Source organism: Kurthia gibsonii (assembly GCF_006539985.1).
GTDB classification, from domain to species: Bacteria; Bacillota; Bacilli; order Bacillales_A; family Planococcaceae; genus Kurthia; species Kurthia gibsonii.
The window spans coordinates 22604-36587 of sequence record NZ_BJOB01000018.1 but is presented as its reverse complement, the minus strand read 5'-3'; the positions used below and the strand labels follow the sequence as shown (position 1 = coordinate 36587).

General features: G+C 35.8%; 17 protein-coding genes. 13 read left to right on the top strand and 4 right to left on the bottom strand.

Annotation, left to right across the window (positions count from 1 at the left end; translation table 11 throughout):
- Positions 1 to 218: 218 nt before the first annotated feature.
- From KGI01_RS07475 to KGI01_RS07435, 9 genes are all read left to right on the top strand, one after another.
- Entirely contained in the window at positions 219 to 419 is a 201-nt protein-coding gene (locus KGI01_RS07475; protein WP_068450358.1) for a cold-shock protein, read from the top strand.
- Positions 420 to 556: 137 nt separating this feature from the next.
- Complete coding sequence (locus KGI01_RS07470) at positions 557 to 1180, top strand: LysE family translocator (protein ID WP_141274176.1); 624 nt, start codon at positions 557 to 559, stop codon at positions 1178 to 1180.
- Between the two features lie 251 nt (positions 1181 to 1431).
- The gene (locus KGI01_RS07465; RefSeq protein WP_141274175.1) at positions 1432 to 1980 is read left to right on the top strand and encodes a histidine phosphatase family protein; all 549 of its coding nucleotides are present in this window, start codon (positions 1432 to 1434) and stop codon (positions 1978 to 1980) included.
- A 305-nt stretch (positions 1981 to 2285) separates the two neighbouring features.
- A complete protein-coding gene (locus KGI01_RS07460) occupies positions 2286 to 2801 on the top strand; it encodes a GNAT family N-acetyltransferase (protein ID WP_170214753.1) in 516 nt (171 codons plus the stop codon).
- A gap of 119 nt (positions 2802 to 2920) precedes the next feature.
- Positions 2921 to 3547, top strand: coding sequence for a class I SAM-dependent methyltransferase (locus tag KGI01_RS07455; RefSeq protein WP_141274173.1), 627 nt, complete (start codon positions 2921 to 2923; stop codon positions 3545 to 3547).
- 3 nt (positions 3548 to 3550) lie between these two features.
- Positions 3551 to 3859, top strand: a complete 309-nt coding sequence (locus tag KGI01_RS07450; RefSeq protein ID WP_141274172.1) for a hypothetical protein — start codon at positions 3551 to 3553, stop codon at positions 3857 to 3859.
- Positions 3860 to 4151: 292 nt separating this feature from the next.
- The gene (locus KGI01_RS07445) at positions 4152 to 4823 is read left to right on the top strand and encodes a leucine-rich repeat domain-containing protein (protein ID WP_141274171.1); all 672 of its coding nucleotides are present in this window, start codon (positions 4152 to 4154) and stop codon (positions 4821 to 4823) included.
- A gap of 92 nt (positions 4824 to 4915) precedes the next feature.
- The gene (locus tag KGI01_RS07440; protein ID WP_141274170.1) at positions 4916 to 5257 is read left to right on the top strand and encodes a hypothetical protein; all 342 of its coding nucleotides are present in this window, start codon (positions 4916 to 4918) and stop codon (positions 5255 to 5257) included.
- On the top strand, positions 5250 to 5747 hold the full coding sequence (locus KGI01_RS07435; protein WP_141274169.1) for a DNA-deoxyinosine glycosylase: 498 nt from the start codon (positions 5250 to 5252) through the stop codon (positions 5745 to 5747). The genes KGI01_RS07440 and KGI01_RS07435 overlap by 8 nt, the downstream gene beginning before the upstream one ends.
- A gap of 44 nt (positions 5748 to 5791) precedes the next feature.
- On the opposite strand, the gene KGI01_RS07430 is transcribed toward KGI01_RS07435, so the two are convergent.
- A complete protein-coding gene (locus KGI01_RS07430) occupies positions 5792 to 6406 on the bottom strand; it encodes a trimeric intracellular cation channel family protein (protein WP_068450378.1) in 615 nt (204 codons plus the stop codon).
- Positions 6407 to 6503: 97 nt separating this feature from the next.
- Positions 6504 to 7313, bottom strand: a complete 810-nt coding sequence (locus KGI01_RS07425) for a lipid II flippase Amj family protein (protein WP_141274168.1) — start codon at positions 7311 to 7313, stop codon at positions 6504 to 6506.
- 78 nt (positions 7314 to 7391) lie between these two features.
- Between KGI01_RS07425 and KGI01_RS07420 the strand changes: the two genes are divergently transcribed.
- The 4 genes from KGI01_RS07420 to cydC all read left to right on the top strand — a co-directional run bounded on the left by KGI01_RS07420 (position 7392) and on the right by cydC (position 12092).
- On the top strand, positions 7392 to 7595 hold the full coding sequence (locus KGI01_RS07420) for a hypothetical protein (RefSeq protein WP_141274167.1): 204 nt from the start codon (positions 7392 to 7394) through the stop codon (positions 7593 to 7595).
- 310 nt (positions 7596 to 7905) lie between these two features.
- Complete coding sequence (locus KGI01_RS07415) at positions 7906 to 8388, top strand: hypothetical protein (protein ID WP_141274166.1); 483 nt, start codon at positions 7906 to 7908, stop codon at positions 8386 to 8388.
- 298 nt (positions 8389 to 8686) lie between these two features.
- Positions 8687 to 10405, top strand: a complete 1719-nt coding sequence (gene cydD / locus KGI01_RS07410; protein ID WP_141274165.1) for a thiol reductant ABC exporter subunit CydD — start codon at positions 8687 to 8689, stop codon at positions 10403 to 10405.
- Positions 10389 to 12092 (top strand): thiol reductant ABC exporter subunit CydC, encoded by a 1704-nt coding sequence (gene cydC, locus KGI01_RS07405; RefSeq protein WP_141274164.1) that lies wholly within the window; start codon positions 10389 to 10391, stop codon positions 12090 to 12092. Before cydD ends, cydC begins: the two co-directional genes overlap by 17 nt.
- 46 nt (positions 12093 to 12138) lie before the next feature.
- Here cydC and KGI01_RS07400 read toward each other — a convergent pair whose 3' ends face one another.
- Entirely contained in the window at positions 12139 to 12819 is a 681-nt protein-coding gene (locus tag KGI01_RS07400; protein ID WP_068450392.1) for an ABC transporter ATP-binding protein, read from the bottom strand.
- Entirely contained in the window at positions 12819 to 13907 is a 1089-nt protein-coding gene (locus tag KGI01_RS07395; RefSeq protein WP_141274163.1) for an ABC transporter permease, read from the bottom strand. The genes KGI01_RS07400 and KGI01_RS07395 overlap by 1 nt, the downstream gene beginning before the upstream one ends.
- Between the last annotated feature and the right edge of the window lie 77 nt (positions 13908 to 13984).

Sequence of the window (13984 nt, the reverse complement as noted above, 5' to 3'; positions counted from 1 at the left end):
TTTTGTATAAAAAAGCAGAAAATTTTTAATGATTGGATAGTCTTTTTTAGACAAATCGGACAAAATAGGTTATACTATTATTAATAATGAAATTGGCTCAGCGTATACAATACATTCACCTGCTTGGAAGACTGTATAATGCGGTCTCTCTAGCAGGTGTATTTTTATTCTCGGTTGAACAATCTATTATTGAATTCATTAATAGGAGGTCATTCATAATGACACAAGGTACAGTTAAATGGTTTAATGCAGAAAAAGGTTTCGGTTTCATCGAAGTTGAAGGCGGAAACGACGTATTCGTACACTTCTCAGCTATCCAAGGCGACGGTTTCAAAACTTTAGACGAAGGTCAAAAAGTTGAATTCGAAGTTGAAGAAGGTAACCGCGGACCACAAGCTACTAACGTAACTAAACTTTAATTTTTAAAGTTTGTCCGTAAAAGGCGACTCTCTTAAGGGAGTTGCTTTTTTTATGGCTTGAAAGTATAAATATTCTAATTTATGTATTGATATTCATACTTATTCTCCTTATAATCAAGTAAGGAGTTGGTAAAGTTATGGAAACGTATATTTCTTATTTAATTGTTGGATTTACAATTGCTTTACCTGTCGGAGCCATGACCGTTGAAATGACAAAACAAGGTTTGAAAAATGGTTTTATTCATGGATGGGCAGTTGGACTTGGTGGCATGACAATTGATGCCGCATTAATTATTGCACTGTATTTTGGATTAGCTTCATTTTTAGCACTTCCATTTGTTCAATTACCATTATGGATTGTTGGAGCCGCTTTCTTATTTTATTTAGCGTATGATTCGATTAAAAATGCCGATCAAGGAATTAGTTTAGTAGGTGAGAAACCGAATCAATCTTTTTGGCGTACATATAGAAATGGAATCTTAGTAGCTGTATCGCCAGGAAACTTAGTCTTTTGGGTGTCGGTATTTGGTGCAGTACTTGCGAAATCTTATAGCGTTCATGAATTCAGTTTTGCAGGGCTCGGTATTCTAACAGGTATTGTTTTACATGATGTTGGTCTGTTAGCGATTGTGTCGATTTCAAGACGGGCAATGAGTCGCAAAGTGATTCGAAAAGTCTCTATTGTTGCAGGTATTCTTCTAATTGGTTTCGCATTGTATTTCCTTTATGAATTCATATTAGGTATTCGTAATCTACTTTAATCGCATTTTCTAATGATTTTTACTATACTATAGAAAATGAATGAAGGAAGTTTTCTATGCAGTTATGGGTTAATAAATTAAAGTGTATGTGGAAAAGCATTGTTTTATATAGTTTAGGATGTTTACTACCGCTGTATATTATATGGTGGTTTTTTATACGCTAAGATATGTATGCGAATGAAGAGTTATAATTATTCATTCAAGCACACCTTTTGTATAATGAGACAATCAATTAGAAAGAAGGAGATTCTATGGAAAAAATCTACCTAGTACGTCATTGTAAAGCGGATGGTCAAAAGCCTAAAGCGCAATTAACAGAAGAAGGACGTCAACAGGCACAAGACTTAATTCCATTTTTTGAAGAACATCCCATCGATTTAATTATGTCGAGTACATATGACCGAGCAGTTCAGACAGCTGCACCACTTGCCGCATCACTTGATTTACCTATTCATGAAGAAAAGCGTTTAACAGAGCGTGTGTTTAGTACATTAAAAGTAGATGATTGGCTGACATGGATGCAAAGAGGATTTGTAGATATGGATTTAGAATTTGAGGGTGGAGAATCAGGTCGTGCAGCACAAGCGCGCATTGTAGAAGTGATGAACGAGTTAATTGAACGACCTGAAGAAGCAGCAGTCGTTGTCAGTCATGGTAATTTAATCTCGATGTTCTTACAAACAATTAATGATCAGTTTAGCTTTGAAGGTTGGCAGAACATGACGAATCCAGATGTCTTCTTAATTACACGAGATGAAGCAACAAAAGAATTCCAATATGAGCGGATTTTTACAAAGTAAATCTAATCAAGCAATAGTGAATAATTCTAAAATAGTAACTTTAGAAGAAAATGCTTTAAATCGAGGATAAAGAGTTACATTCTATACAAAGTTATATCTAGTTTTTATTGCATATGTTTAGTAAAATAGATATTGGAAACAAAGAGGTAAGCCACTTTTCTCCAAAAAAATCGCTTACACTTTTTGAATCTAAATGGGCTATAACGAGTTACCCGACTCGCTATAGCCCATTTTTTATTTTTGGTCATAATAGCTTGTAATTGCTAAAATGTGGTATAATATCAAAAACTAAAGGAGGGTCTTTTGTGCGTATTCGCGTGTTAACGAAAGAAGATACACAGATCTATCGAGAATTACGGTTACAAGCACTTGAACACTCTCCAACCGCCTTTGCCTCATCCTATGAAGAAGAAGTAACGTATGAACCTCATTATTTCGAAAATTTTCTAAATAATCAAAATCATATTGTGTTTGGTGCATTTGAAGAAGAACTACTTGTAGGTATGGTCACGTTAGAGACAAATACAAGGCTGAAAATGTGCCATATCGCTTCTTTAAAAGGAATTTATGTGCATCAAGATTATCAAGGAGAGGGCATTAGTAAGCCAATTATTGCCGCAGCGATTATGCGTGCAAAAGAATTACGTTGTGAGCAAATTCATCTCAAAGTTAATGTGAAAAATCAAATTGCAAAAGGTGTGTATACATCTTTTGGTTTTGAAATTATCGGTATGGAAAAAGATATTCTAAAGATGCCAAATCATCAGTATATTGATGAATATCATATGGCATTATACTTTGATGAATGGGATGAAGATTAAATAAAAAAGAAAAAATGAAGGAGTGTTGAATATGATTAAATCAATGAAAACAATCACAGTAAATAAGGAGGGTTTACACATGTAAATTCTCCGGAATAATCTGGAGGAGTTCTACATTGATGTTAGATAATAAGGGTTTTGATTTATGGGCTTCAAGCTATGATCAAACAGTTAAATTAAGTGATGAACAAGAAGCATATCCTTTTGCGGGGTATGAACCAATGATGGAAGCTTTGTACGAAAAAGTTTGTACAAAGGATGTACAAAACATTGTCGATTTAGGCGTTGGAACAGGTAAACTAACGAAACGTTTATATGATGCAGGACATCATATTACAGGCATTGATTTTTCGGAAGAGATGTTGAAAATCGCACGCGATAAAATGCCGAAAGCGACTTTTATCGAAGGTGATTTACACAATACATCGAAGTTGATTACGAATAAAAAATTCGATGTCATTATTAGTACCTACGCAATGCATCATTTAACGGATGACGAAAAAGTTAAGTTGTTTCGTGAATTATTGACCCACCTAAACGAAGATGGTGCCATCTATATTGGTGACATTAGCTTTGAAACACACTTTTTACAGAGTAAATGTCGTAAACAGCATATCGATGATTGGGATGATAGCGAATATTATTTTATCGTAACAAAGCTTTTACCTATCATTTCAACATTTGCCAAGGTACAATTTAAGAAATATGCTCATTGTTGTGGGCTATGGACAATTCAACCGAGGTAAGGAATGAAGAATATGAAGGCGATGGACTTTGTGCCAACAACCGTCATTGGAACGGCACTTATTTTATTAGCTATTTATTTATGGCGCACTAAAAATTTGCAAATGCTTATTGGTATGCAAGTAACTCAAATAAAAAAACCACTATTACAAGTCGCAACAAATAGTGCCTATTTTTTATTAGGAATCGGTATTTTAACCGTATTATTACCAATATCAGAACAAACAAGTGGACTTTTATTGGCACTGCATTTAATCGTTATTTTAATCAGTGTGTTAAGTTTAGTTGTTTATATTCAAAAGCAAAAAAAATAATTTTAAGATCTCGAGTACACTAGCGTATTCGAGTTTTTTTATAACATAATTTGGGTAAATCATATTATTAGTATAATAATAAAAATATTGATTTCTAACAAATACATAGTGGAAAGACAGATTCAATAACGTTTTGTTTATATTTTTAATAGAGATGTTATGCTTACATATTCAAAAATATCCATTTTTTTATATAATTAAAGACCTTTTATACTATACAATGAAATAAGTATGACGATATAACTAGCATACTAAGATTGTATAAAAATAAAGGATAGGAGGTTTTAAATAGATGTTTTCTAATGCAGAAGGTCAAATGACATGTGTCGATTTATCTGAACAACAATTAACTTGTTTTCCAAATGAATTATTTTTACAAACTGAATTGGAAGAATTGAATCTATCCCATAATCAAATTGAAGAGATGCCAGCAGAGGTAGGGTTATTACAAAATTTATCGGGAGCATTACACGTTGAATACAATCAAATGAAAGAATTGCCAAGTACGATTGGGAATTTACATAAACTAAAATCTTTAAATATTTCACACAACCAATTTGTTCAAATCCCTGAAGAGATTGGTATGCTTATTCAATTAACACATTTATCAATCGACCATAATCAAATTATGACAATTCCACGTTCATTTTATACACTTGTTCATCTAAAAGAATTTTATGCAGGATATAATCAAATTGCTGAGATACAGGATTTTACGCCAAGTTTTTCAAGCTTAGAAGTACTCGATTTACAAGCGAATCAATTAAAAAGATTCCCTGGTAAGATGTTTAAATGTCAGGCTTTGAAAGTATTAAATATGCGAGGCAATCAAGTAACAGAGGTTCCAGCTGAGCTGTTACAACTAACGAATTTACAAGAACTTGACTTACGAGATAATCCAATTGAAGATGTTCCTCCTTGGTTAGATATATTAATTGAAAGGGGCTGTAATGTTCAAATTTAATCAAGTGTTTTACGTATAAAAAATTTGCGTCGATATGCTACAATTGGTAAGAGAAGTCAATTTGATTAAAAGAAAGGTAGTTGGGTAATATTATGGATTCAACTAATACACAATTATTAATTGATGCGGCTAAAAGTATCATCGACAATGCAGTAGCGCTTCAAAAAGGTGAGCCAACAGGTAAAAAAGGCATGGAAAACTATTCACATTTTAGTGCGAGTGTACATTCATTCCAAGTGTATACATTTATGGATCCGGAATTTGAATCATTCCAACCATTAAAAGATTTCAAACAAGCTGTTGCAAAATTTGATGAACATTATTCAAAATTACGTTATGAAATTAATGTGAAGGCGGATCAAAAAGCATCAAAACCGGATTTAGAAGTTCTTCAAGAACAATTTGAAAAGCTAAAACAAGCTTTTAATGGCTAAAATTAATAATGTACTAGCACCTGTTATTGACGAACAGACGAAAGTATTAATTGTTGGTTCGATGCCAGGAAAAATTTCTCTTGAGAAGCAACAGTATTACGGAAATGAACGAAATCATTTTTGGGGGATTATGTCGCGTATTTTACAGCAAGATGTACCATCTACATATGATAAAAAGATTGCATGGTTATTAGACAATCAGATTGGATTATGGGATGCGATTGCTTCTTGTGAGCGTATAGGAAGTCTAGATTCAGCTATTAAACAAGAAGTGCCAAATGATTTTGAAAAGCTATTGGTTCGTTATCCGAATGTTGAACGGATTGTTTTTAATGGTGGGAAAGCAGAACGTGTTTTTTTGAAGTATTTTAAACATACTTTTTCAGAGCAAGTTTCATATATGCTTATGCCTTCAACAAGCCCTGTTCCGGGAAAAAACGTAAAGTCTTTTGAAGAAAAAGTAATCTGTTGGCAGCAAATTATACAATAAAAGCTAGGTTGTTCGATGATTCATCGAAAACAACCTAGCTTTTTTCATTTTACAATTGTTGGTTTTAACGATTTAAATGGTAATGTCCATTTATAAATATATGAAATGATTCTTAAAATCGTGATGACGACAAATAATGTGTAGAGCGCCCAATCAGCTTTTACCCACTCAAGTCCAATAATTAAACCAGCGATTCCCGCCCAGACGGCATATACTTCTTGTTTTAAAACAAGTGGTTTACGCCCTGCTAGTAAATCACGAATAATCCCACCGCCAGAACCTGTTAAAATACCTGCTACGATAGCCGCTGCTACAGGTAGATTTAGGTGGACGGCATATAAGGCACCTTGAATAGCAAATGCAGATAGACCGACCGCATCAAAATAATTCCCCCATCGATTCCAATGCGCGATACTTTTATGGGGAAATAAAAAGACAAGTGTTATAGATACAAGCGCAATTTGGAATAATGAAGTTTGTTCCCAAAGTGCAGAAACAGGAATATCAAGTAATGCGTTACGGATTGCACCACCACCAAAAGCTGTGACGATTCCTAGTAAGTAAACGCCGAAAATATCATATTCTTCTTCCATAGCGATAATTGCACCAGAGATTGCAAAAGCAATCGTTCCGACTACACTAAAAATCTCCCAAGTCAATGGCTGACACCCCTTTCAAATGACCATTCGTATTGTATCAGATTTATTGAAAAATACAACTAAATTTACGTTTAAAATAGACAATATATGTACTTTCCTAGAGGAGTGTCGTGAACCAAGCGATATATTTTGCTCCAGGAATAAATAATAATTGAGCTACTAGAGTACCGATTAGTCTTGATGTAATCATAAAAATACTCGCTGTTTTCAGCTGATTATAACGACCTTTTCCTCGGATTACACTGTCCGCCATGACAGAAATCTTAGGATCAATAAAAATAATTAAAAGGATTGTCGCTACACCATTAATCAATCCAGATGCCATTGTAGCAGTTGCACTATGACTGGGCATTAAGAGCGCCGCATATAAAGCAGATAAGACACCAATCGTATAGATGGCTGTAATAAAAATATTAATAAAGAATAGGCGATACGGTGCATCCTTCCATTCAATCTCTTGCCAGTCTTTTCGTTTGGGTAAGCGAATATAGTTTAAACTGCGGCGAAAGTAACCTTCTGTAAATCCTTTTTTAAATAGTGCACCAACAGAGCCATTCACCTCTGTTAAATGGATGATTGCTCGCGAGAATACCGCGATAAATGTTGGAAGTAGAAGAATACCTACAAGAGTGCCAACTGTTGAAGCGCCGATAATGAAGCGAAATTGTGTCTCTAAAAAAGAACCGCCATCTTGAGGTGCTTCATCGAGTAAGTTTCCTGTGAATGGTTGTTGCGCCATATTTGCCATACGTGACACCATCACAAGAATATTAAATAATGAGAGTGCCGAGGCAAGTAAGCCAACTCGCGCGCCAGATAAGCGAACTGCATAAGCGAGTGTTTCAATTGAGTGAATCATCAAAATGAAAATCGCGATGAAAATTAATTGAGTTGTGATGATTTCCATAAATGTAGTACCTCTTTTATAGTTTAAAGTTTACGAACAAACGTTCTTTCGGTAAAATGAAGAAAAGGGGATGAATGTATGTATTTTAAAAAATTTACGGTTGAAGATGAGCCACGTATTCAAAACTATTTACTAACAGAAGATCAACTGTTTTACACTGCCTCACCACGTGAAGTTATAAAAATAGAAGACTGCGAGAGACACCCTATTTTGGCGATGGATGAGGATTTATTTGTAACATTTTTTGTTTTGCATGAGGGGAAAGGCCCTCACGATTTTTAGGTACCGAACATGATAATTTATTACGTTCTTTTTCAACAGATGTTCGTTATGAAGGACATGGCTATGCGACAAAAGTTCTTGAAAAAATTCCAAGCTATGTGCAAGAGAATTTTCCACATATTAAACATATTATTTAGCACTGGATGAAGGAAATGAACGTGCGCGTACTTTGTATATAAAACAGGGCTATACCGATACTGAACTTCGCATGGTAGGTCGCGCATTAAATTTGCATATTTTACAGTATTCATTCGTATAGAACGCTATTTTTTGATAATCTTACTATATCACTTACTATGGGAGATTCTACATGAAAAAGAAATATTATTTTATCTTACTCTTTATTATTTTGGTTACAGCTTCTCTATACATTTTGACTGGAAAAGGCGGTATGGATCCGAAAGTTGTTGTGGATGCATATAAACAAGAATGGGGCGTGACGATTCCACCACCAACTGCGGAATCACCTATTCTAGCGCATGAATTAGCCCAAACAGGAAGTGGGCAATGGGTTACATTATATGAATACGATAAAACACCCTCTATGACGAATACAGAGATGGAGGAAGTTACGAAAGAGAACCAAGCTTATTATCAAAAGCTATTAAATAAGTTTAAAGAGGACGCAATTGATACAGGTTTGAAAAGTGATATGAAAAAATCTTTACAGGATCATGAACCAACAATTGAAGTAGGAGATTATGCATATTATCGTGCAAAAAACGATGGTAAGGACTATTTCTTAGCAATCCAAGAGAAAAAACAACTCTATACGTACACATGGCATGAATGAGCCTTGTAACTGACCAGTATAATTTTAAAATTGTACTGGTTTTTTGTTGTGAGCGGAACGGGACATTGGATTGAAGAAAGGGACATTCGCTCGGCGAAAGTGGACATTGGATAGTGGAATCGAATTATTCGCCTCTCATTCTAAAAACTATGGCGAAACTTCAACAACTTTTCACGTTTGTGAAGAAGCGATGTAATTTTTGTGAATGAAAAAGTAATTCTGTCTAGAAAAGGGTATTGGAACAAGAAAAGCATAATAAATTCTTCTATAGTGGAATTAAGAGAGAAGGTGCAATTTCATGGTATGGCTACAGAAATGGGCAATGAGACAAAAAGGTGTTTTAGTAGGGAATGCTATTTTTTCTATTTGTATAGGGTTAGCAATTATTGCGCAGTCTTATGCAATTGTTCAAGTTGTCAATGAAGTGTTTATTAAAAAGTCTGCTTTTTCAGCGACATTTCCTTATATAGCAGTATTAATTGGTGCGATTATTATTCGTGTTATTTGTACGAATGTAAATCGCCAATTAGGTGTCCGTCTATCAACGAATGTGAAAAAAAGTGTCCGCCAGTCACTTCTTAAAAAGTGGCAACAGGACCCGCTTCAGACATCTGTCAAAGGACAGACCGGTAGCAAAGTGACAATGTTGATTGAGATGATTGACCAGTTAGAAAGTTATTACCGAGATTATGTTCCACAAGTAATACAGTCGATGCTCGTACCGTTCATCCTATTAATAGCGGTATTTATGACACATATTTATAGCGGGTTGATTCTTTTATGTACAGCGCCGCTTATTCCGGTTGCGTATATTATTGTTGGTTTACAAACGCAAAAAAAATCAGAACGACAATTAAAAGAACTGACCTTTTTTTCAGGAAAGTTTTTAGATTTAGTACAAGGACTACAAACATTAAAATTATTTGGTCAAGGGAAGCAACAACGAGAAGAACTAGCTGAGAATAATCGTGCTTTTCAAACATCGACGATGAGTATTTTAAAAGTGGCGTTTGCCTCGACATTTTTCATTGAATTAGTTGTAACACTTGGAATTGGACTAGTGGCCATCGAAATTGCGTATCAAATGATTACATTTGAAACGATGACATTTGCCCCTGCATTCTTCATTTTAGCGATTGCTCCTGAATTTTATAATGCGATTAAAGACTTAGGTAGTGCATTCCATTCAGGGCGTGGTTCTATGGCTGCAGCTGAAATTTTAGAAGAGGAATTAGAACGTCCAATCGAGCCAGTAAAGTGGGGGACACAGTCACTTGAACAACAACCAAGTATTGTGATTGAACAGGGTGCTTTTCAATATGGTGACGCGTTCAAATTAGAACAACTGAATGTGAAAATCCCTCCGAATAGTCGAACAGCGATTGTAGGACCCACAGGACAGGGTAAGACGACACTTCTAAACATTCTGGCTGGTGTATATGAAGTAACAGAAGGTCATGTGAAAATCGATGGGAAGCTGCGCCAAGAAGTCTCGAAAGATGCTTGGTTTGAGCAGATTGCCTATATTTCACAACATCCGTATTTATTTACGGGAACGATTGCAGAAAACATTCAAATGAAGAAAGGTGCTTGTGATGAGGTAGCCGTTCAGCGAGCAATTGAACAGGCTCAATTAGGCGATTGGATTGCGACATTACCGAATGGTATGCATACAGCAGTAGGCGAAGCAGGTCGCGGTATGTCGGGCGGCGAGAAGCAGCGCCTAGCGATTGCGCGTGCTTTTTATAAACAATGTACAGTTGTCTTCTTTGACGAGCCGACGATGGGCTTAGATGTGCAAACAGAACAATTGTTACAGCGTGTAATGGATGAATTAGCACAAACACGAACCGTCATTACAGTGGCGCATCGTTTGCATACGATTCAACAAGCAGATCAAATTCTACTCGTGCATAATGGAACAATTGAACAGACAGGTACACATCAGGAATTACTTCAAAAGAGTGCGATTTATCGTGAAATGGTAGGGGGCGAGCGACATGAAGGTACTTGTTAATTTAGTCATGCAAGAAAGAAAAGCTGTTCTTATCTCCATTCTTTTAGGAAGTATTGGTGGTATTACAGCTGCAGGGCTATTTGCGATGAGTGGATATATCATTTCGGAAGCCTTTTTAAAACCACCACTTTACGTTATTTTAATTTTAGCAGCTTGTTTAAAACTATTTGGCATTACAAAATCAGTAAGTCGTTATTTTGAACGAGTTGTCTCACATGAAGGTACGTTGAATATATTGAGTAATATTCGTATGACCTTTTATGATCAACTCGAACGACTAGCACCGCGTATCTTTACAAAATATCGTAGTGGCGATTTACTATCGCGTATTGTCAGCGATGTAGAGTCACTTCAAAATTTCTTTTTACGTGTATTTTATCCACCGATTGTTTTGGCAATTGTCTTCATTTGTACGATTTTCTTTACGATGTTTTACTCGGTATGGATTGCGCTCGTTATTCTAGTCAGTCTCATTTTAACTGCAGTTGTTATTCCTATACTACGAACGAAAAGACATGAAAAATTAGGGCAACATAAGCTAGAAAAGCGTGCGGCACTTTCAACGGAGATAACGGAAGTTTTATATGGCTATCGAGACTTAACGATTAGTCATACATTGCATGAACAAATGAATGAAGTAGCAGCGATTGCGGATACTTATGCAGAGGAACAACATAAGGAGAGTAAAGCACTTATTCGTGACCAAGCACTCAATGCATTCGTAGCCATGCTGACTGTCGCTTCTGTACTCGTGATTGGTGCATACTTTGTGACAACAGGTTCATTGAATGGTTTATATTTAGCGATGCTCGTGTTAATTACATTGACGGTATTTGATTTAGCGATTCCAATGGCACTCGTTCCTACATTTGAGAAAGAGTCGGATCAAGCGATGACCCGTTTACAAATGATTGAACAAGAGGACTTTGGTAAAGAAACAGATGTTGGTACATTTATTAAAAAGCAACCATTTTCAATTGCTTTTCAAGATGTATCTTTTCGATACGAAGGGCAAGCTGAAGACACATTACAACACATTCAATTTATGGCTTTACAAGGTTCGCGAACAGCGATTGTCGGCGCGAGTGGCTCTGGTAAATCGACTATTTTCCAATTGATGCTCGACCTCTATAACCCAACAAGTGGGCAAATTCGAATTGCAGGACAACCGCTTGAAGAAATTCAATCCGAAGATTTATGGAAGAAGACAACGGTATTGTTACAACAAAATCACTTCTTCTATGGTACAATTCGTGATAATTTACGTATCGCAAAACCAATTGCTACAGACGAAGAATTAGATTATGTATTAAAAGAGATGGAACTTGATTTTGATTTAAACATGCAAGTGTTAGAGCATGGCGAAAACCTATCAGGTGGGGAGAAGCAGCGACTTGCACTAGGTCGCATGTGGCTGAAAAATACATCTGTTTGGTTACTAGATGAGCCATTTTCTGCACTTGACCCTGCAACAACCAAACGTTTGCATCATAAACTCATTCAAAAAACGAAAGGGAAAACGGTTGTCATGATTAGCCACCGCCTACAAGGGTTGGAACAGATGGACCAGATTCTTGTAATGGATGAGGGACGTATTGCAGAAGTAGGTACACATGCAGATTTAATTGAACAACAAGGCATCTATTATCACTTGAAACAAATCGATGAACATGTTTTACAAGAATGAAAAAAGAGCTGAACCCATTTTGAAATAATGGATTCGGCTCTTTTTGTTATTTACGTAATCTTAATTTTTTGTCGTGAACTTCATAAATTTTATCGCAGTAGTGAAGGACAGATTCATCATGTGTTACCATGATGGCTGCTTTATTTTTATCGTGAACTTCTTTAGCGATTAATTCAACAATCTCTTTACTACGATTGGCATCAAGTGCCGCAGTTGGTTCGTCGGCAAGGATGATATCAGGGTCGTTCATGAAAGCACGTGCGATTGCAACACGCTGTTTTTCGCCGCCTGATAAATGTTGAACTGTCTTTTTCGCTTTATTTGCTAAACCAACTGATTCTAATAAATCATCTGCACGTTTTTTCGTTTCGTCATTCCAATCACCTGCAAGTTCAGTCACAAGCTTTAATTGATCGTACACATTTAAAAATGGTACAAGATTAGCTGCTTGGAAAATGTAGCCGATTGATTTTAAACGCACGTCCGATTTATCTTTATCGCTATATTGGTTAATATCGCGACCGTTGATTACGACTTCACCACCATCGGCACTTTGTAAAGCACCTGCGATGGATAATACCGTACTTTTCCCTGAACCTGATGGACCGACAACTGCGACAAACTCGCCTTTTTCTACGCTCAAGTTTAAGTCTTTTAAAATCTCGATTTCGTTATCGCCATCTTTAAAATGTTTTTGAATATTGACAAGTTGTAATGGTGTATTCATTATTCAGCTCTCCCCATTGCTTGTAGTGGATCGGCTTTCACAATACTTGTTGTTGAGAATAAAGCACCTAATAGTGAAACAACAAGTAATGCGCCACCGAATTTTAGAATTAACGCAAAGTCAAAGACGAATGGAATTCCGTTTGGCATGATTTGTTGTAAAACGAATGCGAAGCCAATTGCTAAGCCAATGCTGACAACAGATAATACAAGTACTTGTAGCATTGTTGAACCGATTAAGAATTTGTTTTTTGCGCCAATCGCTTTTAAAATCCCGAATTGATTTACTTTTTGAATTGTCATGATGTAGAAGAACGCACCAAGTACGAATACCGCAATGACAATTAAGAACGCAAGCATCATCATTAATGAGCTTTGTTCAGCACTATAACCAGGGATTGTATCGATTAGGTCTTGTTTTGGAACGAATTTACCGTCAGCTACGGCATTTTTCACATCTGCTTTTGTTGTGGCATTATCATTTTTTAGGGCAATTGCATTAAATCCAGCATTCTCTTTGCCACCGAAGATTTTATACCATGTGTCTGTATTCATAATCACTGTTGGTGTATGACTATATGTTTGGTCTTCTGTAAAACCGACGATTGTTAATGTTGTTTTTGAGTTTTCCGCATATAGTTTGTTACCAATTTTTGCGCCTTGTTTTTCTAATGTCTTATCAACAACGACATCATTATTTGATGTGTTTGAAATGGTTTTGCCATCTACAACATTTGGCATTAAGAATTGACTAGGGTTAATTCCCATTAATGTAACGTCTAATTTTTCTTTTGATTCTTTATCCTTTAATGTCATCATTTGAATACCTAAAGGTTGTGCATCGTTCGTTTTAATCTTTTCAACGTCAGTAGCTGTAAAGCGTGAACGATCCATTCGATTATCGGAGTCTTTTGAAACGTAATACGAAACAGCATTCATATTTTTCATAGATGAAGCATTATCATTCGCTAAGCCATTCGCTAAGCCACTGATGATAAATACAAGTGCTGCAACGAAGAATAAAATAAACCCGATGAGGATATAACGTAATTTAAAGAATTTAATTTCTTTTAGTGATAGTGAAAACATAATTTTTTCCTCCCGTTTTTCTTGATACTCTTACTATACGTTCGGAATATGAATAGAATATGAATAAATGGAGGTAA

Bases quoted from the DNA above. Each gene is read 5' to 3' on its own strand.
- KGI01_RS07475 (WP_068450358.1), top strand. From the start codon at position 219: ATGACACAAGGTACAGTTAAATGGTTTAATGCAGAAAAAGGTTTCGGT.
- KGI01_RS07470 (WP_141274176.1), top strand. From the start codon at position 557: ATGGAAACGTATATTTCTTATTTAATTGTTGGATTTACAATTGCTTTA.
- KGI01_RS07465 (WP_141274175.1), top strand. From the start codon at position 1,432: ATGGAAAAAATCTACCTAGTACGTCATTGTAAAGCGGATGGTCAAAAG.
- KGI01_RS07455 (WP_141274173.1), top strand. From the start codon at position 2,921: ATGTTAGATAATAAGGGTTTTGATTTATGGGCTTCAAGCTATGATCAA.
- KGI01_RS07450 (WP_141274172.1), top strand. From the start codon at position 3,551: ATGAAGAATATGAAGGCGATGGACTTTGTGCCAACAACCGTCATTGGA.
- KGI01_RS07445 (WP_141274171.1), top strand. From the start codon at position 4,152: ATGTTTTCTAATGCAGAAGGTCAAATGACATGTGTCGATTTATCTGAA.
- KGI01_RS07440 (WP_141274170.1), top strand. From the start codon at position 4,916: ATGGATTCAACTAATACACAATTATTAATTGATGCGGCTAAAAGTATC.
- KGI01_RS07435 (WP_141274169.1), top strand. From the start codon at position 5,250: ATGGCTAAAATTAATAATGTACTAGCACCTGTTATTGACGAACAGACG.
- KGI01_RS07425 (WP_141274168.1), bottom strand. From the start codon at position 7,313: ATGGAAATCATCACAACTCAATTAATTTTCATCGCGATTTTCATTTTG.
- KGI01_RS07420 (WP_141274167.1), top strand. From the start codon at position 7,392: ATGTATTTTAAAAAATTTACGGTTGAAGATGAGCCACGTATTCAAAAC.
- KGI01_RS07415 (WP_141274166.1), top strand. From the start codon at position 7,906: ATGAAAAAGAAATATTATTTTATCTTACTCTTTATTATTTTGGTTACA.
- cydD (WP_141274165.1), top strand. From the start codon at position 8,687: ATGGTATGGCTACAGAAATGGGCAATGAGACAAAAAGGTGTTTTAGTA.
- cydC (WP_141274164.1), top strand. From the start codon at position 10,389: ATGAAGGTACTTGTTAATTTAGTCATGCAAGAAAGAAAAGCTGTTCTT.
- KGI01_RS07400 (WP_068450392.1), bottom strand. From the start codon at position 12,819: ATGAATACACCATTACAACTTGTCAATATTCAAAAACATTTTAAAGAT.
- KGI01_RS07395 (WP_141274163.1), bottom strand. From the start codon at position 13,907: ATGTTTTCACTATCACTAAAAGAAATTAAATTCTTTAAATTACGTTAT.